Source organism: Streptomyces sp. SAS_270 (assembly GCF_052543295.1).
On sequence record NZ_JBMNDS010000090.1, the window covers coordinates 14,856 to 39,918 of the forward strand.

The window sequence follows — 25,063 nt, forward strand, 5'->3', positions numbered from 1 at the left end:
GGACGCATGGTCAAGTGGTTCCTACCGTGGTGGTCATGACTGTTGCACGCATCGCTCTTGTCACCGGCGCCAACCAGGGTCTGGGCTTCGCTCTGGTCGAGGGGCTGGCGGCCCGGATGGGGCCGGACGACCTGGTCCTGCTCACGGGCCGCGACGCCCGGCGTGTCGCGGACGCCGCGGCACGTGTCGCCGCGGCTCCCACCACCCGAAGCCGCGTCGAGGGCCGGGTGCTCGACGTCTCCGACGCCGACGCGGTGGCCCGGACGGCCGACGAACTCCGGGCACGTTACGGCGGAGTGGACATCGTGGTGTCCAATGCGAGCGCCATGCTGACGCCCGACCGGCCGCAGGCCGAGCAGGCCGACGCGTTCATCGGCGTCGCCAACGGCGGCGCGCACGCGGTGCTCCGCTCGTTCGGCCCGGTGCTGCGTCCCGGTGGGCGGCTGCTCGTCGTGGCCAGTTCGCTGGGCACCCTCGGCCATCTCGAACCTCCACTGCGGCCCCTGTTCGACGGCGCCTCGCTCGACGAGGTGGAGAAGGTCGTCGAGTCCTGGCGCGCCGCCGTGGAGGCGGGCACGTCCGAGGAGTTGGGCTGGCCGCAATGGATCAACGTCCCGTCCAAGGTCGCCCAGGTGGCCGCCGTACGGGCGGTCGCGGCCGAGCGCCGGGCCACCGACCTGGCCCACGACACGCTGATCGCGGCGGTGTGCCCCGGGCTCGTGGACACCCCGCTCTCGCGGCCCTGGTTCGCCGACTTCAGCCATGCGCAGACCCCGGCGCGGGCCGCGGTCCCCGTGCTCGACCTGCTGCTGTCCGAGCGCGTCGACCCCTCGACGTACGGCGAACTCGTCCGATTCGGCGAGGTCGTCCCCTGGCACGAGGGGACTCCGCCGCGCCACCAGGAACGGCTTCTGTCCGACTAGCCGTTCCCTCGGCCCGGTCGGTCCGCTGCCCAGTCGTCGATGAGTCGGATGGTGCGCCGAGGGTGCTCCTCGTGCAGGTAGTGGCCGGTGCCGGGCCAGTGGTCCACGCGCGAGCCGGGCGCGTGCAGGGTGCCGCGCTCCCATCCGGCGGCCTCGGGCGAGGTCCACACCGTGAGCGCGGGCTGCGGGCGGCGGCGCAGGTACGCCTCGCTGTGCGGGCGGACGCCCACCGCGCCGGGGTCGGTGTACATGCCCGCGTACGCCTGGGCGACGACGTGGTCCGGGGTGCCGAGCATGGTGCGGACGTGGGCGGTCCGCAGGCCGGGCGGGGCGCCGGGCGAGAAGGCCCCGTCCACGAAGTCGGCCGCCGCGCGAGCGCCGTGTTCGCGGTACTCGGCGAGCCGGGCGGGGATCCCGTCGGCCTCGGTGCCGTGCGCGCCGTGCGCGGGGTCCAGTGCGACGACCGACCGGACCAGCTCCGGGTGATGGACGGCGAGCAGATTCACCACCTGGCCACCCATCGAGTGTCCGACGACGACCGCGGGCCCGGTGCCGAGCGCGGCGAGGAGCGCGGCCAGGTCCCCGGCCATCTCCAGCGGCGTATGGCCGTCCGCCGGCACCTCGGAGCGGCCGTGCCCGCGCAGATCCGGTACGACGACCCGGAACCGCTCGGCCAGTGCCTCGGCGTGCGGCGCCCACTCGCGCCCGTCACCGCCCCAGCCGTGCACCAGCAGCAGGACAGGCGCGTCGGCCGGGCCGTGGCTGGTGACGAACAGACGGATGCGGCCGGGATCGGTGAGCGTCACGGGCGGCCGTCCTTGTCTCTCTCAGCTGTCGAAGTCGACCGTCAGTGTCTCCGAGACGGGGAAGGTCTGGCAGGTCAGGACGTAACCCGCGTCGACCTCGGCGGGTTCGAGGGCGTAGTTGCGGCGCATGTCGGCCTCGCCCTCGGTGACCAGGGCGCGGCAGGTGCCGCAGACGCCGCCCTTGCAGGCGAAGGGCATGTCCGGGCGGAGGCGGGTGGCGGAGTCGAGGATCGTGGTGGCCCGGGAGAGCGCGGAGGTGGTGGAGCGGCCGTCGAGGGTGAGGGTGACCTGGCTGACGGGGCCGTCCACGGACGCGTCCTTGTGGCGTACGGGCTGCACGGGCTCGTCGTCGGCGTAGAACAGCTCCTGGTGCACCCGGTCGCGGGGCACGCCGAGCCCGGCCAGGAGTGTCTGCGCGTCGCGGACCATGCCGTGCGGGCCGCACAGCCACCAGTGGTCGGCGCTGTCCACGTCGACCAGGCCGTCGATGAGTGCGGCCAGGCGGTCGCTGTCGAGACGGCCGGTGAGCAGCTCGGCCTCGCGCGGTTCGCGGGACAGGACGTGCGCCAGCTGGAACCGGGTGGGGTACTCGTCCTTCAGGTCGGCGAGTTCGTCGGCGAACATCACCGTGTCGGTGCGCCGGTTGCCGTAGAAGAGAGTGACGCGGGAGCGGGAGTCGGCGGCGAGGACGGACTCGGCGATGGACACCATCGGGGTGATGCCGCTGCCGGCCGCGATGAGGACGTGGTGGCCGGGCGTGCTCGGGTCGGGTGTGAACGCGCCGGTGGGGGCCATCACTTCGACGCTGTCGCCGGGGCGCACGTCGTGGACCAGCCAGGAGGAGAAGAGGCCGCCGGGAACCACCCTCACTCCGATGCGGGGCTCGGCGCCGGCCGGGGAGCAGATCGAGTACGAGCGCCGCTCGTCGCGCCCGTCGATCTCGCGCCGCAGCGTGAGCGACTGCCCGGGCGCGAAGGCGAACTCCTCGGCCAGTTCGCAGGGCACCTCGAAGCTGACGGCGGCCGCGTCCTCGCACAGCCGCCGCACCGCGGCCACCCGGAGCGTGTGGAAGGCCGGGCGGCGGGTGCGCCGGGCCGCGGCCTGTGCGCGGGCGGCCGGGGCCAGCAGGTCTTCCATCAGATCTCCTTGACGTACTCGAACGGCTCGCGGCAGGTGCGGCAGCGCCACAGGGCCTTGCAGGACGTGGCGGCGAAGCGCGAGGTCTCCTCGGTGTCCGCCGAGCCGCACTGCGGGCAGGGCACCGAACGGCGGGTGGGCGAGAGGTCGAGCGGCACGGGCCCGGACGGGCGCCGGGGCGCGGGGCCGGGCGGTGCGATGCCGTGCTCGGCGAGCCTGCGGCGGCCTTGTGCCGTGATCCAGTCGGTGGTCCACGGCGGGTCGAGGACGGTGCGGATCTCGACGCGGTCGAAGCCGGCCGTCCGCAGCCGCGCCGAGACGTCCGCGCGCATCTCGGCCATCGCCGGGCAGCCGGAGTAGGTGGGGGTCAGGCTCGCGACGACCGTGCCGTCCGCCGTGACCTCGACGTCGCGCAGCACGCCCAGGTCGGCCAGGGTGAGCATGGGCAGCTCGGGATCGGGCACCTGCTCGGCGATGTGCCGGGCGCGCCGGAGGTCCGTGCGGGGCAGGGCGGTCACCATGTCGCCTCCGGGTGTGCGCGGGCGACGCTCTGCAACTCGGCCAGCAGCGGGGCGAGATGCTCGGTGCGGTCGCCGTTCCTGCCCTGTCCCGGCAGGGTCGTGCTCGTGGGCAGGGACAGCCCGGCGGCCTCGGTGACCTGGCGCAGGACTGCCGTCACCTCGTCCCGGACGTCGCAGGCGGCGAACAACTCGTCCAGATACGGCGCGACTTGATCGAGTGCGGTCACCATCCGGCGGTGCGAGTGGGCCGTGCCGTCACCGAGCCGCACGGCCCACTCGGCGGCGTACTGGCGGTGATACGTCAGTTCCTTGACGCCCTTGGCGGCGATCGCGGCGAGCACCGGGTCGCCGGACGCGGTGAGCTGCTCGAAGTGGGCCAGACGCCAGCTGGACAGCACCAGCAGCCGTACGATCGAGAACGCGAAGTCACCGACCGGGAGTTCGGCCAGGCGGACGTTGCGGAAGTCGGCGGCGTCACGGAAGTAGGCGTACGCGTCCTCGCCGCGGCCGGTGCCGTCGGCCTGGCCGCAGCGTGCGTACAGCAGCCGGGCCTGCCCCAGCAGGTCGAGCCCGATGTTGGCGAGCGCCACCTCCTCCTCCAGCTCCGGCGCCCGTGTGCACCACTCGGCGAGGCGCTGCGCCGAGACCAGCGCGTCGTCGCCGAGCGCCAGGCAGGTCGCGACGAGTTCGGCGGTGTCGATGCCCTGGGGCACGCCGGTGTCGACGCCGTGCAGCGGGTCCTCGAAGCCGGTGCCGAACGCCCAGCGGGCGTCGCTGCCGTCGTCGTGCCCCTCGGCGAGGGAGAGGTAGACGTGGTCGTCGCTCATGCCCTGCTCCTAGATGTGGGGGACGTCGTCGGGGATGTCGTAGAACGTGGGGTGGCGGTAGACCTTGTCGGCGCTCGGCGCGAAGAACGGGTCCTTCTCGTCGCGCGTGGAGGCGGCGATGTGCTCCGAGCGCACCGCCCAGATGCTCACGCCCTCGTTGCGCCGCGTGTACAGGTCGCGGGCGTGGGTGAGCGCCATCCGGTCGTCGGCCGCGTGCAGCGAGCCGACGTGGACGTGGTTGAGACCGCGCTTGCCGCGCACGAATATCTCGTACAGCGGCCATTCCTTCTTCGTGCTGTCGGCGCCGGTGCCCTCGGCGCTCTCGGTGTCTCTGCTCTCGGTGTCGCTCATGCCACCGCGCCTTCCTCACGTCGCTTGCTCTGCTTGGCCGCGTGGGCGGTGGCCGCCTCGCGCACCCAGGCGCCTTCCTCGTGCGCGGTCCTGCGCCGCGCGACGCGCTCCGTGTTGCACGGCCCGTCGCCGCTGATCACCCGCTGCAGTTCGGACCAGTCGGGGGTGCCGAAGTCATGGCGGCCGCGCTCCTCGTTCCAGCGCAGCTCCGGGTCGGGCAGCGTCACGCCCAGCTTCGCGGCCTGCGGCACGGTCATGTCGACGAAGCGCTGACGCAGCTCGTCGTTGCTGTGCCGCTTGATCTTCCAGGCCATGGACCGGGCCGAGTTGGGCGAGTCGCCGTCGGGCGGGCCGAACATCATCAGCGAGGGCCACCACCAGCGGTCGACCGCGTCCTGGACCATGGCGCGCTGGGCTTCGGTGCCGCGCATCATCGTCATCAGCAGCTCGTAGCCCTGGCGCTGGTGGAACGACTCCTCCTTGCAGACCCGCACCATCGCCCGCGCGTAGGGCCCGTACGAGCTGCGGCACAGCGGCACCTGGTTGCAGATCGCCGCGCCGTCGACGAACCAGCCGATCACGCCGACGTCGGCGAAGCTGCGGGTCGGATAGTTGAAGATCGACGAGTACTTCTGCCGGCCCTCGATCAGCCGCTCGGTGAGGTCTGCGCGGTCGGCGCCCAGCGTCTCGGCTGCCGAGTACAGGTACAGCCCGTGCCCGGCCTCGTCCTGGACCTTCGCGAACAGGATCGCCTTGCGGCGCAGCGAAGGCGCCCGGGTGATCCAGTCGCCCTCCGGCTGCATGCCGATGATCTCCGAGTGCGCGTGCTGCGCGATCTGTCGTACGAGCGTCTTGCGGTAGCCCTCCGGCATCCAGTCCCGTGGCTCGATCCGCTGGTCCCGCGCGATCGTCGCGTCGAAGTGCTGCTGGAGCTCCGGCTCGGCGTCGCCGGCGGACGGCGCGGAGGGTGACGCGCTGGATTGTGTGGTGGCCATCGAAACCAACTTCCCTACCGACCATTCGTTCGGTCAATGATACGACGAGGTCCCCCTGTGCGGGCAAGCCCTCGCCTCCGCGGATCGCTTCCGGGGGGAGGAGTCATACGCGCTCCACGAGCATCGCGACACCCTGGCCGACGCCCACGCACAGGGCCGCGAGTCCGCGTCGGGCGTCCTCGCGCTCCAGTCGCCCCAGCAGGGTGAGCAGGATGCGGGCGCCCGAGCAGCCGAGCGGGTGACCGAGGGCGATGGCGCCACCGTCGGCGTTGACCTTCTCCTCGTCGAGCTTGAGGCGTCGTATGACCGCCAGTGCCTGCGCGGCGAAGGCCTCGTTCAGCTCGATCGCGTCCAGGTCGCCGGTCTCCCATCCGGCGCGGGCGAGGGCCTTCTCCGTGGCGGGGACCGGGCCGAGGCCCATCAGGTGGGGCTGGACTCCCGCCGAGGCGGAGGCGACGATCCGCGCACGTGGTGTGAGCCCATGGCGCCTGACGGCCGCCGCGCTCGCCACCACCAGCGCGGCGGCGCCGTCGGACAGCGGCGAGGCGGATCCCGCCGTGACGACACCCCTGTCGCGGAAGACGGTGCGCAGCGCTCCCAGCTTCTCCAGGCTCGCGCCCGGGCGGGGACCCTCGTCGCGGGTGACCTCGCCGTCCTTGACCGGGACCGGCACGATCTCCCGGTCGAAGCGGCCGGCTTCCTGAGCGGCGACGGCCCGCCGGTGGCTGCGCAGCGCGAACGCGTCGCACTCGGTGCGGGTGATGCCGTCCAGCGCGGCGACCTCTTCGGCCGTCTCCCCCATCGACAGGGTCACCTTGGCCGTCTCGCCGCCGGCGTCCGCGGGCACGGCCCGGTCGGCGGCCGTGAAGCGCGGGTTGGTGAAACGCCAGCCCAGCGAGGTGTCGTGCACCTCGCCCGGCTTCGCCCAGGGCGTGCCGGGCTTGGCCATCACCCAGGGAGCCCGCGTCATGGACTCCACTCCGCCCGCGACCACCAGGTCCGCTTCGCCGCACCGGATCGCCTGCGCAGCGCTCGCCACGGCCGTCAGACCCGAGGCGCAGAGCCGGTTGACGGTGTAGCCGGGGACGGTGTGCGGAAGCCCGGCCAGCAGGGCGGCCAGACGGGCCACGTCCCGGTTGTCCTCTCCCGCCTGGTTGGCGGCGCCCAGGATCACCTCGTCCACGGCGTCGGCCGGTATGCCGGAGCGGCGGACGGCCTCGCCCACGACGAGGGCGGCCAGGTCGTCGGGGCGTACGCCGGCCAGCGCTCCGCCGTAGCGGCCCTGCGGGGTGCGGGCACCGTCGATGAGATAGACCTCGTCAGGCACGGGCGGGCTCCTCGCGAGGCAGGAATTCAGGGCACTCGGGGTAGTCGTCGGGCATGCGGATCCACCTCTTGACAGGCAGCGGTGATGCTGGATTACTTGGCCGTGCCGCACGCTAACCGAATGTTCGGTCGGCTCACAAGGTGGTGAACAGAGTGGCACAGCCCACTGACAGGACGACCGCTTCCGGGGAGCCGAACCCGCCGGGACCCGGCCCCGCGGAGGCGATGTTCGCTGCCGACAAGGCGTCCCGCGCTCTGGGCATGGAGCTCCTTGAGCACGGCGAGGGGACCGCCGCGCTCCGGATGACGGTGACGCCGGAAATGGTCAACGGCCACGGGATCGCCCACGGCGGTTACGTGTTCCTGCTCGCCGACACCGCCTTCGCCTGTGCCTGCAACAGCCATGGCCCCGTGACGGTCGCGGCCGGAGCCGACATCGAGTTCGTCGCCCCCGCGCACGAGGGCGACGTCCTGGTGGCCACCGCGCGCGTGCGCACCCGGTTCGGCCGCAGCGGCATCTACGACGTGAGCGTCCGGCGCGGTGACGAGGTGGTCGCGGAGTTCCGCGGACGCAGCCGTAGCGTCCGAAGCACGCGGACACAGGACACGCGGACACAGGACACGGGGACAGCGGACACAAGGACAGAGGAGTCGCCATGAGCAGCCACCTGACAGCCCCCGCGGTCCCGGGAGCGCGCCGGGGAGAGCCGCTCCCCGCGGAGCTGCTGGACGACGGCGAGCGGATGACGCCCGAGCAGCTCGGGGGACTCCAGCTGGAGCGGCTGCGGGCGACGCTGCGGCATGCGTACGACAACGTGGAGCAGTACCGCAGGAAGTTCGACGAGGCCGGAGTCAAGCCCGACGACTGCCGGACCCTGGAGGACCTGTCCCGGTTCCCCTTCACCACCAAGGCCGACCTGCGCGACACGTACCCCTTCGGCATGTTCGCCGTCCCCATGGCGGACGTCCGCCGCATCCACGCCTCCAGCGGCACCACGGGCCGGCCCACGGTCGTCGGCTACACGGAGAACGACATTTCCATGTGGGCCGACGTGGTCGCCCGCTCCATCCGCGCCGCAGGCGGCCGCCCGGGCCACAAGGTGCACATCAGTTACGGCTACGGACTGTTCACCGGCGGTCTCGGCGCGCACTACGGCGCCGAGCGGGCCGGGTGCACCGTGATCCCCGCCTCGGGCGGCATGACCGCACGCCAGGTGCAGATCATCCAGGACTTCCGGCCCGAGATCATCATGGTCACCCCCTCCTACATGCTCACCCTCCTCGACGAGTTCGAGCGCCAGGGTGTCGATCCGCGCTCCACCTCCCTGGAGGTCGGCATCTTCGGCGCCGAGCCGTGGACCGAGGAGATGCGCCGCGAGATCGAGGAGCGCATGGACATCCACGCCGTCGACATCTACGGCCTGTCCGAGGTGATCGGCCCGGGCGTGGCGCAGGAGTGCGTGGAGACGAAGGACGGGCTGCACGTCTGGGAGGACCACTTCCTCCCAGAGGTCGTCGACCCGTTCACCGGAGAGGTGCTGCCGGGCGGCGAGCACGGAGAGCTGGTCTTCACGTCCCTCACCAAGGAGGCGCTGCCGATCATCCGCTACCGCACCCGGGACCTGACGCGGTTGCTGCCCGGCACGGCGCGGCCCGCGTTCCGCCGTATCGAGAAGATCACCGGCCGCAGCGACGACATGATCATTCTGCGTGGGGTGAACGTCTTCCCCAGTCAGATCGAGGAGATCGTGCTCCGCACGCCCGGCGTCGCCCCGCACTTCCAGCTCCAACTGACGCGGCGCGAGCGGATGGACCACATGACCGTCCGTGTCGAGGCCCGCGCCGACAGCGGCGCCGAGCAGCGCGAGGCCGCGGCCCGGATCATCGCGCAGGGCGTCAAGGACGGCGTCGGCGTGAGTGTGGAGGTCACGATCGTCGACCCGGAGACCCTGGAGCGCTCGCTCGGCAAGCTCCACCGGGTCAAGGATCTGCGGGAGTCGTGATCAACGGCGACCGCGGGGGCGGGACTCTCGGCCTTGTCACAATGGTTCTGTGAGCAGAACGCCTGTGCAGGGTCCCGTCGGGCGCCGCGACCGTCCCGCCTACGACCGTGCCTCCCTGCTGGAGGTCGCGGTCGTGGTCTTCAACGAACGCGGCTACGACGGCACCGGCATGGAGGAGCTCGCCCGCCGCCTCGGCCTGAGCAAGTCGAGCATCTACCACCACGTCTCCGGCAAGGAGGAGCTCCTCGGCCTCGCCGTCGGGCGGGCCCTGGACGCCCTGTTCGCCGTGCTCGACGAGGACCCCGGCCCGGACACCACGGCGACCGCCCGCCTGGAGCACGTGGTGCACCGAAGCGTCGACGTACTCGCCGCCGAGCTCCCCTACGTCACCCTGCTGCTGCGCGTCCGCGGCAACAGCGCCGTCGAGCAGCACGCCCTTGAACGGCGTCGCGAGTTCGACCACCGGGTCGCCGACCTGGTCACCCGTGCGGCGGCCGAGGGCGGCGTACGCGACGACATCGACCCGCACCTGATCAGCCGGCTCCTGTTCGGCACGGTCAACTCCCTGATCGAGTGGTACCGCCCGGAAGGCGACCTGCCGGTGGCCGCTCTGGCGGACGCGCTGACGGCGGTGCTCTTCGACGGGCTGCGGGGCGGGCGGCCCGGCAGCTGATCCGTGGAGTCGGGCGCGCTCGGCGGCGGCACCCTTCGCCAACTGCCTCCATGACGTCCCAGGTCGCTACTCCGGCGGCGTCGGAGTGTCGTGTGTGCGGTACATCGCCTGCACGTCCAGTTCCAGTTGGACCGTCGGTCCGACCACTGCGATGCCGCGGGCCAGCATCGAGCGCCAGTTGAGGGTGTAGTCCTCGCGGTGGAGTTCCGCCTTGGCGAGGGCGGCGCAGCGGAGTTCCTCGCCGTAGCCGCCGTTGACCGTGCCGAGGTAGGTGGTGTCCAGGGCTACCGAGCGGCTGACGCCGTGCATGGTGAGGGAGCCCTGGAGGGTCCACTTGGTGCCGCCGCGGTAGGCGAAGCGGGTGCTGTTGAATTCGATGTGCGGGAAGCGTTCGACGTCGAGGAAGTCGGCGGAGCGCAGGTGGTTGTCGCGGGTCGTGTTGCCGGTGGTGATGCTCGACGCGTCGATACGGACGTGTACGCGGGTCTGCGCCATGTCCTGGGAGACCTGGATGCCGCCCTGGAAGCGCTCGAAACGGCCGTGCACATGGGCCATGCCCACATGCTTCGCGATGAAGCGGATCGCCGTGTGCGGAGGGTCGAAGAGCCAGGTGCCGGGCGCCGGAAGCTCCATGACGCGCGCCGGCTGCAGCTGGACGCGCTCCGCGGCGGACGCGGTCCCGGCCACGACGTCCACCGTCTCCTGGTGCGGATGCAGCCCGTCCGCCGCGATCAGGAGGCTGTAGCGGCCGGGGGGCAGCGCCACGAGGAAGAAGCCGTACGGGTCGGTCGTGCCGCGGGCCGTCACGCGGTGCGTGTCCAGGGCGGTGACGGTCACGTCGGCGGCACCCATCGGCGCGCCCGTCGGGTCGATGACTTCGCGGCCGAGCGCGCCCGCGCCTGCCGGGAGGGGGAGCGAGAGGCCCGCCGACTCGGCGGGGGCAACCTTGGGCCGCCGGCGCCGGAGCAGTGCGAGGGCCATGATGTTCACCTTTCGTCACGTGCGTCGGGGCCGCACGCGAAGGCGCCTGGGCACGCGGATCGCACCGTGCCGGCACAGGGCGGGACCCCTTCCCGATCTTGAGGGGTGAGCCGCGGACGTGGGTGTCTCAGAACGAGACACCACCATGACGCACCTGCCGGGTCGCCGCCCGCCAGGGCCTCGTACGGCGGACAGACTCCCCTAGGCTCCGGACCATGTGGAAACAGACAGCCCTGGACGCCCTTCCCGAGGCGGGCTTCCGCGCGCCGGCTCAGGAAGCCGAACTCGCCGAGGCCGAGGTGCGGCTCGGGCAAACCTTGCCGGCGGAGCTCAGGCAGCTGCTTCTTGAGAGCAACGGGGTGATCGGACACGCCCACGTGGACACCGTGTGGACCATCGACCGCATCGTCGAGCAGAACAGGTTCTTCTGGTCCGACGCGACTTTCGCCCAGCTGTACATGTCCTTCGACGCCCTCTTGTTCTTCGGGGACAACGGAGGCGGCGACCAGTTCGCCTTCGTGCGCAAGCCGGAGCGTCAGGACGTGTTCGTCTGGGAGCACGAGAGCGACAACCGCAGATGGGTCGCGGGCAACCTGCGGGACTACCTCGGACGTTCACTGCGCACCGAAGACGACGACTGGTACCTGTGAGGGGTGGGCGTTTACCCGGCAGTTCGCCGCAGGCGTCTTACAGCCCGCGGAGGGCGGTGCACCCGTGGGAGTTCCACGTGGCCAACCCTCCCGCCGGAACGGAAACCAAAGTTGTCAAGATTGACGTCGGTAACTATAGTTGTCGCATGACTTCGATTGAGATCACTCCCGAAGAGCGGGCCGAGCTGGGGAAGGCGCTCACTGATGCCCTCAACCCGCTCGCAACGGCCATTCGTTCCCGCGAGTCGGGTCTGCCCGAGGCCCGCATGTGGGAGGCGGACCCGGTTGATGTGACTCTGTCCGTCCTCGCCGCCTGGAAGGTGGTGGACACGGAGATCAAGCGGCTGACGGCGATCGCGGCGGCGACAGCCGGCTCCTACGGCGCGAGCTATGAGCAGATGGGTGCGGTGTGGGGCATCACCCGGCAGGGCGCGCGCAAGAAGTGGCCCGACGCGGTCCCCCGCCCCGCGGCCGCGCGGACGGGCGCGGCGCTCGAACTCTTCGGCGGCACCGCCTCACTGGCACAGGACCCGTCGTCCGACGGCTGGACCTGGACGGGCGAAGGCGCGGACGAAACGCGCGGCGCCGCCGAGGACGGCACCTGGTACGCGACGAAGGAGGAGGCCGCCGCTCATGCCGGAGCCTTCCTGCGGGAACACGCGGCCGACCGCGGCTAGGACACCGGCGCGTGCCCCTCGTACGCCGCCCGCAGCACACCGAGAATGCCGTCCGCGGTGACCTCGCGCGGATTGGCGTACGGCTGACTGGCCGCCTGGAGCGCCGCGACCTCCAAGTCGGCCTCGGTGACGCCGAGTTCGGCGAGGGATCCGGGGGCACCCAGGCGGCGGGCGAGGTCGTGCAGGGTGCGGGGGGCGTCGTCGGTGTCCAGGGCGCGGTTGAGGGCAGCGACGGCGTGGGGCGCCTCGGGGGCGTTGTACGCGAGGGCGTACGGAAGGATCACGGTGTGCGTCTCGGCGTGCGGCAGGCCGAAGCTGCCGCCCAGCACATGGCACAGCTTGTGGTGCAGGCCCATGGTGGTGGCACCCAGGCAGGCGCCGCACAGCCAGGCGGCGTACAGGGCGCGGGCGCGGGCGTCGAGGTCGTCGGGGGCGACGGCGATCCCGGGAAGGGCGCCGGTCATCGCGCGCACGCCCTCCTGCGCCATCAGCGAGACCAGGGGCGAGCCGTCGGGCGCGTACAGGGCCTCCACGGCGTGCGCGAGCGCGTTGATGCCGCTGGTCACGGAGAGGTCGACGGGCAGCGAGAGGGTCAGGTCGGGGTCGTAGACGACGCTGCGGGGCTGGACGGCGGGGTCACGACCGGTGCGCTTGGCACCGTGCTCGGTGAGGCCCCAGACGGGGGTCATCTCGGACCCGGCGTAGGTGGACGGCACGGCGATCAGCGGCAGGCCGGTGCGCAGCGCGATCGCCTTGCCGAGGCCGATCGCGGAGCCGCCGCCCACCGCGACGCAGCCGTCCGCGCCCGCGGCGCGCGCGACCTCGACGGCCCGTTCGACGATCTCCACGGGCACGTGCATCCGGGCCCCGGCGTGCAGGCCCACGCAGGCGTCGCCCAGCGCGTCGGCGACCGTGCGCGCCGTGGCCTCGCCCCGGCTGCCGCAGACCACGAGCAGTCGGCGCAGGCCCAGCCCCGCGGCCTCGCCCGGCGTCGCGGAGACCGACGCGCCGGGCCGGAAGACCACCCGGACGGGCTGGGTCTCGTAGGAGAAGTCGAGTGTCTCGGGAAAGTCCTTCACGAGCGCTCCAGTGGCTCCTGCCGTCGCGATGGCTCCAACGGCTCCAGTACGAGGTCGAAGCGTGCGTGCCGGAACGGGCTCGGCATGCCGAACTCCCGTGCCAGGGAGGGGTTGTCGGTCTCGGCGAAGTCCTGGACCAGGCTGTCCTTGACGGCGAAGACCGCGTCCGAGTCGAGGTAGTCGCTGCCCGCCACGAAGATGTGCGTGGTGACGGGGTCGTGGCCCTTCGCCGACGCGATGAAGTGGATGTGGGCGGGGCGGTAGGGGTGCCGGGCGGTGGCGCGCAGCAGGTCGCCGACGGGGCCGTCGGTGGGGATCGGGTAGGGGCTCGGCACGCAGCTGCGGAACCAGAAACGGCCCTGGTCGTCGGCCGTGAACAGCCCGCGCCCGTTGCCCGGCGGCTGAACGTCGGGCTGCTGCACGTCGTAGTAGCCCTCGCCGTCCGCCTGCCAGACATCGAGGACCGCCCCGGGCAGCGGGGTGCCGTCCCGGGACAGCACGCGGCCGCTGACCACGCAGGGCTCGCCCTTGCCCACCAGGTCGATGTTCGCGCCGAGTTCGCGCACCGGTGACTCGGTCATGTGGAAGGGGCCGAGGACCGTCGACTCGGTGGTGGCGCTGTCGCCGCCCTGCCCGTTGATCGTCTCCACGAGCATCGAGACGCCGAGGACGTCCGAGAGGAGGATGAACTCCTGCCGGGTGTCCGTGCACGTCTGTCCCGTCGCCGTGAGGAAGCCGACGGCACGCTCCCACTCCGCCATCGTCGGCCGGGTCTCCCGTACGAAGGCGTGGAGGTGCCGGGTGAGGGCGGCGAGCAGCTCGCGCAGGCGGGGGTCGGCCGCGCCCTGGAGGCTGTCGACGACGGCGTCGGTGAGGGTCGTGGCGAAGCCGGCGCCGGGGCCGGTCCCCGCCTCGACGGCTTCGCCGCCGAGGCCGCTGCTGCCAGCGGTGTCGGTATCGGTGTCGGTGTCGGTGTGCGTGGTCGATTCGGTGGTCATCCCGCTCCCCTGGTCCCGTCAGGCATGTCCGAGGATCCGCCGCAGCGCGTCCGTCAGCAACCGCTCGGCGTCCGGCGACGCCGAGGCGTGCCGGAAGGCGACGAACCCGTCGGGTCGTACGAGCAGGGCTCCCGACTCGGATACCTCGCTGAGCCGAACCCAGTCCCCGTAAGGGTCCTCGTACTGCTGTCCGGATCCGATGACAACGGTCGCGATGTCGAGTTCCTGGGCCTCGGCCGCCTTGACCCAGCCCTCGCCGCCGATACCGGTGATCAGCGTGAAGCGGCCCTGTCCCGCCGTGTCCAGCGTGGAGAGGGTGCGGGTGCCCGAGGTGATCCAGGCGTGCGGGAGCCTGGCGCCGGGGCGCGTGGAGGGCTGGTGGTACAGCTCGGGGTCGCGCGCGAAGCCCGGGTCCGCCGTGCCGTCGGAGACGATCGCGGTGGAGGCGTCGGCGCAGTAGCGCTGGTTGAGGTCGACGCCGTGCGCGTTGAACTCGTACACCTTGAGCGCGATCGCGTCGCGCAGTGCGGCGCGCTGCTTCTCGGCGGCCTCGGTGGCGTCCTTGCGGGCGGCGATGTTGGCCCACATTTGCTCGGGGGTCCCCGGGGTGAGCCCGTCCAGGGCCTCGAAGACGGGGGCGGTCTCGCCGATGGACTTGTTGGCGCGCGTGACGATCTGCTTGCCGATCGGGGCGCGCTCGGCGGTGTAGGTGTCGAGGAGCTTCGGGGATGCCGTGCCGTCGAGGACGAGCTTCAGCTTCCAGGCGAGGTTGTAGGAGTCCTGGATCGACGTGTTGGAGCCGAGGCCGTTGGACGGCGGGTGACGGTGCGTGGCGTCGCCCGCGCAGAAGACCCGGCCGCTGGCGTACGTCTCGGCGTACATCTCGTTGACCGTCCATGCCGAGGACGACTTGATGGTCACCGGGATGTCGTCGTCGCCGACGAGCTGCCGTACGACGGACTCGGCGTACTCGGTGGTCAGGTCGGGTGCGCCCGCCGTGACGTCGTACCCCCAGACGATGAGCCACTCGTTCCAGGGCCGCACGTTGCGGACGAGCCCCGCGCCGATGCCGCCGACGGTGGCGCCCGGGGCCAGCACCCAGTACAGGGTGGAGGGCCGGTGCGCGGTGTACCGGGTGAGGTCCGCGTCGAAGACGATGTTGATGCTGCCCGCGACGCCCATCTGGCCGCCCATGGGCAGTCCGGCGTCCTCGGCGACCTTGGAGCGACCGCCGTCGGCGCCGATGAGGTACTTGGCGCGGATCTCGTACGTGTCCCCGCGCAGCCGGTCCCGGACGGTGGCTGTCACGCCGTCGGCGTCCTGGGTGTGGGCGAGGTACTCGGTCTCGAAACGCAGTCGCGTGCCGCGGGCGACGGCCGCGTCGACGAGCACCGGTTCCATGAGGTGCTGCGGCATGTCGCACATGCGGGTGGGACTGGCCAGCTCGTGCGCTGCCTGGACGAGCGGGTCGTTGCCCCAGGAGCGGATCCGGCCCAGCTCCTCGCCGGCGAGGCTGGTGCAGAAGGTCGTGTTGCCCATCAGGTGCTGGGGCGTTGCCTGTGCGATGACGTCCTGCTCGACGCCGAGGTCGCGCAGCACCTCCATCGTGCGCTGGTTGGTGATGTGCGCGCGGGGTGTCTCGGCGAGGCTCGCGTAGCGGGTCACGACGATGTTGGGTACGCCGTACGTGCTGAGGGCGAGCGCGGCCGAGGCGCCGGCGGGGCCACTGCCTACGATCAGAACGTCGGTCTCGACGACGGTGTGCACGGGGAACGCTCCTGACGGTGGGAACAGGCACCAAGCATTGATGATCATGGCCGGGTGCCGGGGAGCGCGGGTGTCTCAATTCGAGACATGGTCCGCAGGGGGTCGTCACGAGTCAGTGGGGTGCGGGCTGCTCTCCGCGGCCGTGATCGTTCTTGCGGGCGGGGTGTGCGGTCTGCCGACGCAGCGGTGATTGGTTGATAGTTGGACGATATGGTGGGTGGTGCCGTGACCATCACAGAGCACTCCCCCACCCGGCTCGCCGTCACTCCGCTGCGTGAGGCACGCGAGCGGTTCCTGACGGGGCGCCCGCTGCCCGACGACGTACCGGACGAGGTCGTCGCGGCATGGCGGCGCGCCCGGTTCTACGGTGTGCCGCACGACCTGCGGGAGCCCACGGGGTCCACTGCGGACGCCGCTTCGGGGTCGGCTGCGGACGCCGGGCCCGAGCCGGTCCTCCTCGCCGCGGCCCGGCCCGTACTCGAACGGCTCGCCCCCGCCCTGGGCACCGCTCGGTCCTCGTTCGTGCTCACGGACGAGCGCCTACGGGTGCTGTGGGCGGCCGGGAGCGGGCCCTGGAACGAGCGGTGCGCCGACCTGTCCGAGCAGGAGGTGGGTCACAACAGTGCGGCTCTCGCCCTGCGTTCGCGCCGCCGGGCCGAAGTGCACGGCCCCGAGCACTTCCTCGACCTGTGGCAGGACGTGTCCGCGGTCAGTGTGCCGGTGCTGGCGCCGGAGAGCGGGCAGGTGCTCGGCACGGTGACGGTCGCCTCCGGGCTGTGCGCCGGATGCGGGCCGCATCCCGGAGCGGCGCTCGCAGAGGCCGCCGCCGCGGCGGTGGAGGCCGAACTCCTAGCGCGCACAAGGGCAGTGGAGCGGGTGCTGCTCGACACCTATCTCACAGCGGCACGGGGGACGACACCCGCCGTGATCGCGCTCGACGGGCGCAACCGTCTGATCAGCGAGGAGGCGGAGCGACTGCTGTCGACCGAGGCCCTGGAGACTCTCGAAAGGGATGCGGCCTCGCTCCTTGGGCAGGATTCCGGCGCCGCCCCGCAGTCCTACGGCATCCAGCTGCCCGAGGGAGCGGGTTGCACCGCGGAGATCACTCCCGTACGTCACCTGGGCTGCGTGATCGGCGTACTCGTCGTCCTCGAACCAGCCAGCGACAGGGCGGTCAGGACCTCAGCGACCCTGCCGCTGTCCCTCGCCGGACGCTCCGTCCCCTGGCGGCACGCGGTCGGCCGCGCGACGGAGCTGGCCGGCCTGCGCGAACCCCTGCTCCTGACGGGCGAACGCGGGACGGGCAAGACCCTGCTGGCGCGGGAGCTGCTGGGCGGGGGCGCGCTGTCCACGGTGGACGCGGCGGAGGGAGCCGAGGGTGAACTCGCGCTCGCCTGCGCCACGTTGACAGCCGGTCGCCCTCTCCTCCTGCGGCACGCGGAGCGCCTCGCCCCGCCTGACGTCGCCTCCCTGAACTCGCTCCTCGACGCGCACCCGAGCGTGCCCCTGTTGATCACCTATACGCCCGGAACGCCACCCGGCCCCTGCCTCCAGCGGCTCCTGGACTCCCTGGCCGCCCGCTCGGTCACCCTGCCCGCGCTGCGGGAACGCCCGGACGACATCCGGGTGTTGCTGCCTGCCCTGACCCCGAGACCCGCCCTCGGACGGCCACCGCTCACCTGGACGCTGGACGCGCTGCGGGCCCTGGAGCAGCATCCCTGGCCCGGCAACGTCACGGAACTCGCTCATCTCGTACGGGCGTTGGCGGAACAGCGTCGGGTGGCGGGACCGGTGCGGCGGGCCGAGCTCCCGGACCCCGTACGGGAGGGCCCCGCGGCGCGGCACCTCAGCCCGATGGAGCACGCCGAACGTGCCGCCATCCTGGAGGCGCTGCGGCGGCACGGTGGCAACAAGGCGCGCGCGGCGCTCGCCCTGGGGATCGGCCGGGCGACGCTCTACCGAAAACTGCGCGGCTACCGGAACTGAGCGGAGCAACTGAAACCGCGCACGGTCGACCGGCCCCCGTCGCCCCGGCGGCCGCATCTCGCTACACCCCGGACGTCGCCCCGCGCGCCCGCTGCCACGGCACCTCCTCGGTCCCGACCTCCGGGCCACTCGGGTCGCCGTCCGCGTCCAGGAAGTGGAAACCGGGCGCCGGGTGCATGAGGAAGTCGTGGTGGGAGATGTTCCAGGCGTAGGCGCCCGCGAGGGAGAACGCCACGCGATCGCCCGCCCGCAGTCCCGCAGCCGCAACCCCCCTGGCCAGAAGGTCCTTCGGTGTGCACAACTGGCCGGTGAGGGTGACCTGTTCGTGGTGCGCGGTGGGCCGCGGCCAGGGGTGCGGCCAGTCGGCGACCTTCAGGACGGTGCAGGGCTGGTCGTGCCCCTTGGTCGCGGGGGTGCGCAGATGGTGGGTGCCGCCGCGGACCACGGCGAACTCCTCGCCGTGGCTGGCCTTGACGTCCAGGACCTCGGTCGCGTACCAGCCGCAGTACGCCGTCAGCGCCCGACCGGGCTCGATACGGAGCGTCAGTTCCGGGTGTGCAGCGGTCAGTTGGGCGAGACCACTGCCGTATGCGTGCCAGTCGAAGCGGGCCGCCGGATCGGCGTAGTCCACCGCCATGCCGCCCCCGACGTTCACCTCGGCGAGGCGGACCCGGTGGCGGGTCGCGAGGTCCGTGGCCCAGGTGACCACGGCTCCGGCCACCGCCAGTTGTTCGGCCGCCTGCAGACCACTGGCCAAGTGGGCGTGAATTCCCCGGAGTTCGAGATGGGGAAGGCTCCCGTCGGTGAGTCTGCGGATCACCCTGTCGGCGCGCTCCGGGTCCAGACCGAAGGGCGTCGGACGGCCCCCCATGGCCAGCGAACTCCCCGCGAGCGTGCCCTCGGTCACCGGGAGGTTGAAGCGCGGCAGCACCGCCACCCGGCGACCCGGCGCGACACGAAGGGCCAGGTCGGCGAGTACGCCGAGTTCGTACTCGCTCTCCACGTGGAAGCGCTCCACGCCCCGCTCCAGGGCCCCGGCGATCTCCACCGGAGTCTTCCCCGGGCCGCCGAAGGCGAGCGGACGGCCGGGCACCGCCCTGCCGACGTGGGCGAGTTCGCCGCCCGAGGAGACCTCGTAGCCGTCGACGTACGGCGACAGCGCGGCCAGGATCTCCGGTTCCGGGTTGGCCTTGGCCGCGTAGTACAGCTCGACGCGCTCGGGCAGCGCGGCCCGCACCTCGGCGGCGTGTGCACGCAGCGCCGCCATGTCGTAGACGTAGGCGGGCAGTTCGGTCGCGGGCAGGGACAGGACGCGTTCGCGCACCGCGGGGGTGAGGTCGGTCATCGGGCGCTCCGGGTGGTGTGCCGCAGGATGTCCTCGGCGAGCGGTGAGGGCAGTCGGACGTATCCGGCGTCGCGGTCGGCCTTGCGTTCCCAGCGGGTGAGCAGGTTGGCCTTGGCGGGCAGCGGGACCCCGGCGAGCAGGGCGGCGAGACGCGGCGGGCAGCCGTACCGGTCGGCGTGGGTCTGCAGGCAGGCGTGGACGCGTGCCCACAGCGCGGCCTCGGCGTGCGGGTGCAGGTCGGCGAGCGCGGCGAGGAGTTCGGCGATGTGGTTGACCAGCAGGCAGTAGACGACGCGGTCCCAGCCGCGCTGCGCGTCGTACGCCATCGGGGTCGCGACCTCGGGCGGCAGCGCGGCCAGGGTGTCGGCGTGGTGTTCGGGCACGAGCTTGGTGCCCTCCAGGTCGCGGAAGAGGACCTGGGCCGGCATGCCCTCGCCGTCGACGCAGATCAGCACGTTCTGCAGGTGCGGTTCGAGGACCAGGCCGTGGTCGAAGTAGGCGGCCAGGACGGGGGGAACGAGCAGCTTGAGGTACGCCGTCCACCAGGCGAGCACGGCCTCCGGGCCCGCACCGGCGAGCAGGCGCGACACATGGGCGGGGCCTGTCGGGTACTCGTCGGCGACGGCGGCCGCGAGCAGGGGGGTGGTGCCGGGCAGGAGCCGTTCGGCGAGGCCTTCGCGGACGATCACGCCGAAGCCCTCCAGCAGGGAGCGGTCGGGTGTGCCGTCGCAGCCGGGCAGGGCGAGGCTGCGGTAGGCGGGCTCGCGGAGCACGGCGCTGCCGGGGAAGCGGTCGGCCAGATCGGCGAGGGCCGGTGCCAGGGCGCGAGTGAGGGCGACCGCTCCGGACAGCTCGTAACTGGCGTTCTTGCGCAGGCAGTTGGTGATGCGGATGTTGAGGCTGAACTTGAGAAATGCCTCCCCGTCGTAGAGCGTGCGCACGGAGGCGGTGGCGGCGAAGGGCCTCCCGCCCTCGCCCAGGTCGAGGATCTCACCCCGTGCGACAGCCGCGCGCAGCGCCGGGTGTTCGCGCAGCATCGCGTACTGCCAGGGGTGCGCGGGCAGCAGCCGGTAGCCGTCGGGGATGTCGGCGCGCTGCCTGTCCAGCGGAGCGGCGGCCCCTGGTCCGGCGGTCTCCTCGGCGATGAGGTGCGCACGGACGGCGAGGTGGCGCAGCGGGAAGGCGGCCCCCGCCTCCGGCGCGTAGGCCTCCCAGGCCGCGGCGTCGCCGGTGCGCGCCTTGGGCGTGGGGTGGAAGCGGTGCCCGAACAGCAGCGACTGCTCGGAGGCGACATAGGCCGCGAGACGGTCGCCGCTCCCCCGCCCGCCGGACGTCAGGGGAGAGCCGGACACCGAAGGAGAGCCGGACGCCGCCGACGCAACGGCCATTGCGGCCGAAACGGCTTGATGGCTGGACTCGATCTGCTCCGCGAACTCCTCGTTGCGGACGCCGGTGCGCAGCGACAGCTCGTCCTGCGTGTAGGCGGCCAGCAGGCGCCAGCCGACCTCTGTCCAACTCCCGTCGGGCTGCTGCTCGTTCACCGGGCCGGTGAAGCGGTGCGCGCCGAGCAGTGACGTGCGGCGCAGGGCGATTCGCAGCAGTGCGCCGCGCCGGGGAAGCCGGAGCAGCAGGTGGCCGTCGGCGACAGCGGTCTGGCGCTCGGGTCCCGAGACCTCGCGCAGCAGGCAGTTGAGGAGCGTGTGGGCCACGGCGTCCTCGGCGGTGGGGAGTTGGGCCGGGGCGGAGGAGGTGGGGGCGCTTCCGGGGGCGTCGGTCAGCGAGGGCATCAGCGGCTCCAGCGGGTGCGGAGAGAGGTGGCGGTGGTCGCGCAGACGGTGGCCAGGGCGACGGCGCTGCCGGTGAGGACGGGTGCGGCCGGGCCGAAGCGGGCGGTGCCCGCAGCCGCGGCCACGCCGGCGGCGACCGCGCCGGCCTTGGAGAAGAACTCCAGCGAGCCGAACAGCCCACCGGGCGCCCGTCCTTGGGCGCAGTCGGCCGCGAGGATCGACAGGCACACCAGACCGAGCGTCATCCCGGCGCCGAGGACCGTCCGTACGGCGATCAGGGAGGGCAGCGAGTCGGCGATCCCGTGCCCGGCCAGGCCGAGCGCGATCAGCGCGAAGCCGAGGGCGATTCCGGCCCTGGGGCGGGTCCGGAAGGCGGTGTGCACGGCGAGGGCCGACAGCAGATAGCACAGGTGGGGCAGTGCGAAGAGCACGCCGGACAGCGTGGGCGAGGCGCCGGGCAGTCGTTTCTCGACGAGGGAGATCAGATAGGGGAAGGAGATGACGGTGGAGAAGACGAAGGCGAATTCGAGGGCGTACAGGACGCGCAGGGACACGATCGGGGCCGTCGTCCTGGGCAGCGCCTGCTCCGCCTTGAGGGTGGCCGGCGCCTCGGCGGGTTCGGGCAGCGCGGCGAGCAACAGGGCGGCGGTGAGCGGCAGTACGGCGAGCAGCGCGTACTGGCGGTGCGGCGACAGCCAGGGCGACAGCGAGCCGACGACGACGGGGGCGACGACCAGGGCCGCCCGGGCGCTGCCCTGCATGAGAGTGAGGGCCCGCGACAGGTGTGGCCCCTCCAGCGCCGCACCGAGGTATCCGTTGGACGCCGCGAATGTGCCCCCGAGGATCCCCTGGAGCACCAGCGCCGCCGTGAAGGTGGTGAGCGAGTCGGCCCACCCGGCGAGAAGGAAGGACACGGCCAGGCCCAACTGGGCCCTCAGCAGCAGCCGTTTGCGCCCGAAGCGGTCGGCCAGGCGGCCCCACAGCGGGGCTCCGACGGCGCCGAACACGGTGGGGACGACGTACAGCAGGCCGGCCCAGCGAGCCGTGCGGTCGCCGAGTTCGGGAAGGATCTGGGTCAGGTACGGGGGCAGCCCCAGCGCGGCGAAGGACGCGACGAAGTAGCAGCCGGCCACCGCGTGCACCTGCCGGGGTCCGAACGCGGGACGCGGCATCCGCAGGGTCCCGGCGCTCATGCCCTCTCCCCCGTCACGTGGAGGTAGTTGGGGCCGCTGGTGTAGTGCTTGTTGATGTCGGCGGCGCCCGACCGCTGCTTGGTGAGCAGGGTTCCCGCGCTGACCATCGCCTTCACGGGCAGGCGGTCGGCCTCCAGGACCCTGGTGCGCAGGACGGCGCCGGGCTCGCCCGGTCCGGTGCCGAGCCGTTCCACGGCTTCGGCGAGCCGGTCGCGGACGAGCCGGAGCAGCACCGGACGTGAAGCCCGGCCGTGCCGGGCGAGCCCGAACGCGTAGGCGCCCGCGCACAGATGGACGGTGATGGTGGTGAACAGGTCGGCCACCGGCCCGTCGTCGTCGCCGAAGACCCGGGGGTCGTCGAAGTCCGCGGGTCCCGGAGCGCCGGCGCCGAGCCGCTCGCGCAGCCGGACGGCGTTGATCCGCGGGCCGTCGTTGTCCTTCAGCAGCAGCCGCAGCCGGGTGCTGCCGTCCGCGTGCCGGTCCAGCACCACGGAGATGTTCTGCTGGTGCGACTCCAGCGCGATGCCGTACCCGAAGAGTGTGGTCTGCCAGTCGAACAGCAGGGTCAGCCAGGCGTCCAGCAGGGCGAGCGGGTCGCCGCCGTAGAAGCGGTCGGCGAGGTGGTCGACGACCAGCCGTCCGCCGGGGGCTTCGGCGAGCAGCGCGGCCAGGGGGACGACGAGCGAGTCGTCGAGCCCGGCCGGGAGGCGGCGGCAGAGCACCGCGAGGGACTCGTGCCCGGCGTGCGCGTACACGGTCTCGTCGGCGTGCAGGACGGTGTCCCGGAAGCGGGGCTCGTGGGCCAGCACCGTCTGCAGCAGGCGCTGCCCGGCGGCGCCGTCGAAGAGGGTGCCGGGCTTGATGGTGCGCCGGTTGCGCAGACCCAAAGTCGCGGTGGGCAGCGGGAGTTTGAGGTGCAGGGTCGGGTCGGCGGTCACCGCCACGGTGCGCATCGACAGGGTCGGTACGACTTCGAGGTGGGCTCGGTCGGCAAGCAGTGCGCTGTGGCTCAGTCCGGTGTCGCGCAGCGCCGCGTCCAGCGGGGCGCCGACGGTCAACGGATGGACGGGCAGGGCCACATGCGTCCGCTCGGCTTGGGCCAGCCCGAGCATGGCGGGCGTGGGCCAGTGGTCCGGCAGCGCGCCCTCCGTCGCGGTGAGCGCCTCCCGGGGCACGGCGAGCCAGCGCAGCGCGAATCGGGGATGGAACTCGGGTGCGTAGGACCGCAGTTGCCACTCGGTGAGCCCGGAGCGGCCGCGTGCGGTCGGGTAGACGGGGTGGTCGAGACGGGCGGCGAGGGTGTCGTGGGCCAGAGCACGGATCGGTCCGGTCCAGATGGCGGGGTCGCCTCCGTGGCGTGCGGTCAGGCGTACGGCGGTCTCCTCCCATGTCGCGGCGTGCAGTCGCATGGTGGCCAGCGTCTGGCGGCACTCCTCGGCGAAGGCGTCGAAGCCGTCCCGGTCGGGGGGTTCGGCCACCGCCCGCAACGCGGCGAGCACGGTGTCGGCGCTGGTCAGCTCGCCCTGCGACTCGCTGACGAGCAGCGGCAGGCGGGCGGCGTACAGGCTCTGGAATCCGTCCTCGGTCACCGGCATCAGCAGGGCGTCGTCCGTGCCCGCCAGCCGCAGCCAGGGGCCGTCCGGGCGGTGCGTGAGCGTGCTGCGGGTGCGCAGGCCGACGACGTCCTCGCGCAGCAGCGCGCTGAGCACGCGGATGAGCAGCTCGGCCTCGGAGGAATCGACCCGCGCCTCTGCGGGGTGCGCCACGGTCTGGGCGCTCACGGCTGGATCTCCCAGCGCTGGGCCGCGAGGAACGCGGTGGCGGCCCTGTCCACGGACCGCTGGTCGGTCCCGGTGGCTCTCAGGACGCCGAGGTAGTCGCGGTTGGTGCGGTACAGCTCGTGCCGCTCTCCGTTCTCCCGTAGCGGCCGATACGTCAACTGCACGCCGTCGACGTTCTGTTCGGTGGCCGCGGGGGCTGAGGTCAGCGTTCCGGCACGCTCCGCGCAGGGGTAGTCGAGACGGGCCGCGCCGTCGCGGCGAGCGCCGAGGTTGGTGGGGAGCGGCTCGCCCAGGTGGGTGCGGAGGATGTGCTCGAAGAGCGGGATCTCCAGCAGCCGGGCGAGCAGCAGGTCGCACTGGTCGCCGATGGCACGGTAGTTGACCTCGATGATCCGGGCGCGGCCCTCGTGCACCACGAACTCGGTGTGGCATGCGCCGAATCCGACGTCGAGCGCGTCCAGTTGGGCCAGCACCTGCGCGACGACCGGCTCGGGGTGGTCGGGGACGAAGGTCAGCCGTTCCTCGATGAAGTACGGCGGCTCGGAGAGCTCGGTGTGGAAGCCGCCCAGGACGTGCCGGACGCGGTCGTCCCCGAGGGTTTCCAGGGTGAACAGCTCGCCGGGGAGGTACTCCTCCACGACGAGGACGGCTCCCGGGCGGCGCGCCAGGATTTCCTTGCTGCGCGTGACCAGTTCCTCGGGGCCGTCGACCAGGACGACGTCCTCGCTGGCCACGCCCTCGCGGGGCTTGAGGACACAGGGGTACGGCGCGTCCAGGGCGGCCGGTTCGGAGAGCTCGGCGGACCAGACGGTGTCGACGCCCGCGGCGGCCAGGTGCCGGCGCATCTCGGCCTTGTCCTTGGTCCGCAGCGTGGCCCGCCAGTTCTTGGCGGGCAGCCCGAAGTAGTCGGCGGCCAGGGCGGCCTGGGTCTGGAGGTGGTCGCTGTTGGTGAAGACCGTGTCGGGCGTGTGGTGGGTCGATATCCGGGTGATGACGGCACGGAAGTCGCGTACGTCGCACTCCAGCAGCTCGATCCGCGCGTGAAGCCCGGATTCGGCGTACACGGTCCGGTGGGCGTCCGGCTGGTCGGTGAGGACGGTGACGTCGAGGCCGAGCCGCGCCGCGGCGGGCAGGAACCCTTCGGTGACGGAATCGGTGGGGTTGAGGGCAAGCAGGTAGAGCCGCATGGGTGTGGGCCAACTTCCGCTCGGAGGTGGGGGGTTGCGGGGCGGGGCCGCAGTTCAGGTGCGGCCCCGC

At 72.4% G+C, this 25,063-nt stretch carries 23 protein-coding genes; 7 read left to right on the forward strand and 16 right to left on the reverse strand.

Going from position 1 to position 25,063, the window contains the following annotated elements; all coding sequences use genetic code 11:
- Nucleotides 1–35: 35 nt before the first annotated feature.
- Nucleotides 36–923: an SDR family NAD(P)-dependent oxidoreductase gene (locus ACN6LB_RS38735; RefSeq protein ID WP_445029956.1), complete on the forward strand. Its 888-nt coding sequence runs from the start codon at nucleotides 36–38 to the stop codon at nucleotides 921–923.
- Here the strand turns inward: ACN6LB_RS38735 and ACN6LB_RS38740 are convergent.
- The 7 genes from ACN6LB_RS38740 to ACN6LB_RS38770 form a co-directional block, all read right to left on the reverse strand.
- Nucleotides 920–1,729 (reverse strand): alpha/beta fold hydrolase, encoded by an 810-nt coding sequence (locus ACN6LB_RS38740; protein ID WP_445029957.1) that lies wholly within the window; start codon nucleotides 1,727–1,729, stop codon nucleotides 920–922. The two genes, ACN6LB_RS38735 and ACN6LB_RS38740, sit on opposite strands and share 4 nt — an antisense overlap.
- A 21-nt stretch (nucleotides 1,730–1,750) precedes the next feature.
- Nucleotides 1,751–2,866 (reverse strand): 1,2-phenylacetyl-CoA epoxidase subunit PaaE, encoded by a 1,116-nt coding sequence (gene paaE, locus ACN6LB_RS38745; protein WP_445029958.1) that lies wholly within the window; start codon nucleotides 2,864–2,866, stop codon nucleotides 1,751–1,753.
- Nucleotides 2,866–3,387, reverse strand: a complete 522-nt coding sequence (paaD, locus tag ACN6LB_RS38750; RefSeq protein ID WP_445029959.1) for a 1,2-phenylacetyl-CoA epoxidase subunit PaaD — start codon at nucleotides 3,385–3,387, stop codon at nucleotides 2,866–2,868. Before paaD ends, paaE begins: the two co-directional genes overlap by 1 nt.
- Nucleotides 3,381–4,214 carry a 1,2-phenylacetyl-CoA epoxidase subunit PaaC gene (gene paaC / locus ACN6LB_RS38755; protein WP_445029960.1) on the reverse strand — a complete coding sequence of 278 codons (834 nt, stop codon included), beginning with the start codon at nucleotides 4,212–4,214 and terminating at the stop codon, nucleotides 3,381–3,383. The genes paaD and paaC overlap by 7 nt, the downstream gene beginning before the upstream one ends.
- A 9-nt stretch (nucleotides 4,215–4,223) precedes the next feature.
- Nucleotides 4,224–4,565 (reverse strand): 1,2-phenylacetyl-CoA epoxidase subunit PaaB, encoded by a 342-nt coding sequence (paaB, locus tag ACN6LB_RS38760; protein ID WP_445029961.1) that lies wholly within the window; start codon nucleotides 4,563–4,565, stop codon nucleotides 4,224–4,226.
- Complete coding sequence (gene paaA / locus ACN6LB_RS38765) at nucleotides 4,562–5,560, reverse strand: 1,2-phenylacetyl-CoA epoxidase subunit PaaA (protein ID WP_445029962.1); 999 nt, start codon at nucleotides 5,558–5,560, stop codon at nucleotides 4,562–4,564. Before paaA ends, paaB begins: the two co-directional genes overlap by 4 nt.
- 103 nt (nucleotides 5,561–5,663) lie before the next feature.
- Nucleotides 5,664–6,887, reverse strand: a complete 1,224-nt coding sequence (locus tag ACN6LB_RS38770; protein WP_445029963.1) for a thiolase family protein — start codon at nucleotides 6,885–6,887, stop codon at nucleotides 5,664–5,666.
- 224 nt (nucleotides 6,888–7,111) lie between these two features.
- Between ACN6LB_RS38770 and paaI the strand changes: the two genes are divergently transcribed.
- From paaI to ACN6LB_RS38785, 3 genes are read left to right on the forward strand one after another with little or no spacing between them, the layout of a single operon-like run.
- Nucleotides 7,112–7,546 carry a hydroxyphenylacetyl-CoA thioesterase PaaI gene (gene paaI / locus ACN6LB_RS38775; RefSeq protein ID WP_445029978.1) on the forward strand — a complete coding sequence of 145 codons (435 nt, stop codon included), beginning with the start codon at nucleotides 7,112–7,114 and terminating at the stop codon, nucleotides 7,544–7,546.
- On the forward strand, nucleotides 7,543–8,889 hold the full coding sequence (paaK, locus tag ACN6LB_RS38780; RefSeq protein WP_445029964.1) for a phenylacetate--CoA ligase PaaK: 1,347 nt from the start codon (nucleotides 7,543–7,545) through the stop codon (nucleotides 8,887–8,889). Before paaI ends, paaK begins: the two co-directional genes overlap by 4 nt.
- A gap of 49 nt (nucleotides 8,890–8,938) precedes the next feature.
- Nucleotides 8,939–9,562 (forward strand): TetR/AcrR family transcriptional regulator, encoded by a 624-nt coding sequence (locus ACN6LB_RS38785; RefSeq protein WP_445029965.1) that lies wholly within the window; start codon nucleotides 8,939–8,941, stop codon nucleotides 9,560–9,562.
- A gap of 66 nt (nucleotides 9,563–9,628) precedes the next feature.
- On the opposite strand, the gene ACN6LB_RS38790 is transcribed toward ACN6LB_RS38785, so the two are convergent.
- A complete protein-coding gene (locus ACN6LB_RS38790; protein WP_445029966.1) occupies nucleotides 9,629–10,543 on the reverse strand; it encodes a YceI family protein in 915 nt (304 codons plus the stop codon).
- Between the two features lie 215 nt (nucleotides 10,544–10,758).
- Here ACN6LB_RS38790 and ACN6LB_RS38795 point away from each other — a divergent pair, with 215 nt between their 5' ends.
- Nucleotides 10,759–11,193 (forward strand): SMI1/KNR4 family protein, encoded by a 435-nt coding sequence (locus ACN6LB_RS38795; RefSeq protein WP_445029967.1) that lies wholly within the window; start codon nucleotides 10,759–10,761, stop codon nucleotides 11,191–11,193.
- Nucleotides 11,194–11,339: 146 nt separating this feature from the next.
- Nucleotides 11,340–11,870, forward strand: a complete 531-nt coding sequence (locus ACN6LB_RS38800) for a hypothetical protein (protein WP_445029968.1) — start codon at nucleotides 11,340–11,342, stop codon at nucleotides 11,868–11,870.
- Here the strand turns inward: ACN6LB_RS38800 and ACN6LB_RS38805 are convergent.
- The 3 genes from ACN6LB_RS38805 to ACN6LB_RS38815 are packed head-to-tail and all read right to left on the reverse strand — an operon-like array spanning nucleotide 11,867 to nucleotide 15,714.
- Nucleotides 11,867–12,949, reverse strand: a complete 1,083-nt coding sequence (locus ACN6LB_RS38805; protein ID WP_445029969.1) for a maleylacetate reductase — start codon at nucleotides 12,947–12,949, stop codon at nucleotides 11,867–11,869. The genes ACN6LB_RS38800 and ACN6LB_RS38805 overlap by 4 nt on opposite strands.
- Nucleotides 12,946–13,947, reverse strand: coding sequence for an intradiol ring-cleavage dioxygenase (locus ACN6LB_RS38810; RefSeq protein ID WP_445029970.1), 1,002 nt, complete (start codon nucleotides 13,945–13,947; stop codon nucleotides 12,946–12,948). The genes ACN6LB_RS38805 and ACN6LB_RS38810 overlap by 4 nt, the downstream gene beginning before the upstream one ends.
- Nucleotides 13,948–13,965: 18 nt before the next feature.
- Nucleotides 13,966–15,714 carry an FAD-dependent oxidoreductase gene (locus ACN6LB_RS38815; RefSeq protein ID WP_445029971.1) on the reverse strand — a complete coding sequence of 583 codons (1,749 nt, stop codon included), beginning with the start codon at nucleotides 15,712–15,714 and terminating at the stop codon, nucleotides 13,966–13,968.
- A 225-nt stretch (nucleotides 15,715–15,939) separates the two neighbouring features.
- On the opposite strand from ACN6LB_RS38815, the gene ACN6LB_RS38820 reads away from it, so the two are divergent.
- A complete protein-coding gene (locus tag ACN6LB_RS38820) occupies nucleotides 15,940–17,700 on the forward strand; it encodes a sigma-54-dependent Fis family transcriptional regulator (protein ID WP_445029972.1) in 1,761 nt (586 codons plus the stop codon).
- A gap of 61 nt (nucleotides 17,701–17,761) precedes the next feature.
- On the opposite strand, the gene ACN6LB_RS38825 is transcribed toward ACN6LB_RS38820, so the two are convergent.
- The 5 genes from ACN6LB_RS38825 to ACN6LB_RS38845 are packed head-to-tail and all read right to left on the reverse strand — an operon-like array spanning nucleotide 17,762 to nucleotide 24,993.
- Nucleotides 17,762–19,045, reverse strand: coding sequence for a type III PLP-dependent enzyme (locus ACN6LB_RS38825; RefSeq protein ID WP_445029973.1), 1,284 nt, complete (start codon nucleotides 19,043–19,045; stop codon nucleotides 17,762–17,764).
- Nucleotides 19,042–20,832, reverse strand: coding sequence for an IucA/IucC family protein (locus tag ACN6LB_RS38830; protein ID WP_445029974.1), 1,791 nt, complete (start codon nucleotides 20,830–20,832; stop codon nucleotides 19,042–19,044). The genes ACN6LB_RS38825 and ACN6LB_RS38830 overlap by 4 nt, the downstream gene beginning before the upstream one ends.
- Nucleotides 20,832–22,025, reverse strand: a complete 1,194-nt coding sequence (locus tag ACN6LB_RS38835) for an MFS transporter (protein ID WP_445029975.1) — start codon at nucleotides 22,023–22,025, stop codon at nucleotides 20,832–20,834. Before ACN6LB_RS38835 ends, ACN6LB_RS38830 begins: the two co-directional genes overlap by 1 nt.
- The gene (locus ACN6LB_RS38840) at nucleotides 22,022–23,806 is read right to left on the reverse strand and encodes an IucA/IucC family protein (protein ID WP_445029976.1); all 1,785 of its coding nucleotides are present in this window, start codon (nucleotides 23,804–23,806) and stop codon (nucleotides 22,022–22,024) included. Before ACN6LB_RS38840 ends, ACN6LB_RS38835 begins: the two co-directional genes overlap by 4 nt.
- The gene (locus tag ACN6LB_RS38845) at nucleotides 23,803–24,993 is read right to left on the reverse strand and encodes an ATP-grasp domain-containing protein (protein ID WP_445029977.1); all 1,191 of its coding nucleotides are present in this window, start codon (nucleotides 24,991–24,993) and stop codon (nucleotides 23,803–23,805) included. Before ACN6LB_RS38845 ends, ACN6LB_RS38840 begins: the two co-directional genes overlap by 4 nt.
- Between the last annotated feature and the right edge of the window lie 70 nt (nucleotides 24,994–25,063).

What these genes read in the sequence shown, in the direction of transcription:
- paaD (WP_445029959.1), bottom strand. Translation starts at nt 3,387, where the DNA reads ATGGTGACCGCCCTGCCCCGCACGGACCTCCGGCGCGCCCGGCACATC.
- ACN6LB_RS38790 (WP_445029966.1), bottom strand. Translation starts at nt 10,543, where the DNA reads ATGGCCCTCGCACTGCTCCGGCGCCGGCGGCCCAAGGTTGCCCCCGCC.
- ACN6LB_RS38810 (WP_445029970.1), bottom strand. Translation starts at nt 13,947, where the DNA reads ATGACCACCGAATCGACCACGCACACCGACACCGACACCGATACCGAC.
- ACN6LB_RS38830 (WP_445029974.1), bottom strand. Translation starts at nt 20,832, where the DNA reads ATGCCCTCGCTGACCGACGCCCCCGGAAGCGCCCCCACCTCCTCCGCC.
- paaA (WP_445029962.1), bottom strand. Translation starts at nt 5,560, where the DNA reads ATGGCCACCACACAATCCAGCGCGTCACCCTCCGCGCCGTCCGCCGGC.
- ACN6LB_RS38800 (WP_445029968.1), top strand. Translation starts at nt 11,340, where the DNA reads ATGACTTCGATTGAGATCACTCCCGAAGAGCGGGCCGAGCTGGGGAAG.
- ACN6LB_RS38735 (WP_445029956.1), top strand. Translation starts at nt 36, where the DNA reads ATGACTGTTGCACGCATCGCTCTTGTCACCGGCGCCAACCAGGGTCTG.
- paaI (WP_445029978.1), top strand. Translation starts at nt 7,112, where the DNA reads ATGTTCGCTGCCGACAAGGCGTCCCGCGCTCTGGGCATGGAGCTCCTT.
- ACN6LB_RS38825 (WP_445029973.1), bottom strand. Translation starts at nt 19,045, where the DNA reads ATGACCGACCTCACCCCCGCGGTGCGCGAACGCGTCCTGTCCCTGCCC.
- ACN6LB_RS38835 (WP_445029975.1), bottom strand. Translation starts at nt 22,025, where the DNA reads ATGAGCGCCGGGACCCTGCGGATGCCGCGTCCCGCGTTCGGACCCCGG.
- paaB (WP_445029961.1), bottom strand. Translation starts at nt 4,565, where the DNA reads ATGAGCGACACCGAGAGCAGAGACACCGAGAGCGCCGAGGGCACCGGC.
- ACN6LB_RS38795 (WP_445029967.1), top strand. Translation starts at nt 10,759, where the DNA reads ATGTGGAAACAGACAGCCCTGGACGCCCTTCCCGAGGCGGGCTTCCGC.
- paaK (WP_445029964.1), top strand. Translation starts at nt 7,543, where the DNA reads ATGAGCAGCCACCTGACAGCCCCCGCGGTCCCGGGAGCGCGCCGGGGA.
- paaC (WP_445029960.1), bottom strand. Translation starts at nt 4,214, where the DNA reads ATGAGCGACGACCACGTCTACCTCTCCCTCGCCGAGGGGCACGACGAC.
- ACN6LB_RS38845 (WP_445029977.1), bottom strand. Translation starts at nt 24,993, where the DNA reads ATGCGGCTCTACCTGCTTGCCCTCAACCCCACCGATTCCGTCACCGAA.
- paaE (WP_445029958.1), bottom strand. Translation starts at nt 2,866, where the DNA reads ATGGAAGACCTGCTGGCCCCGGCCGCCCGCGCACAGGCCGCGGCCCGG.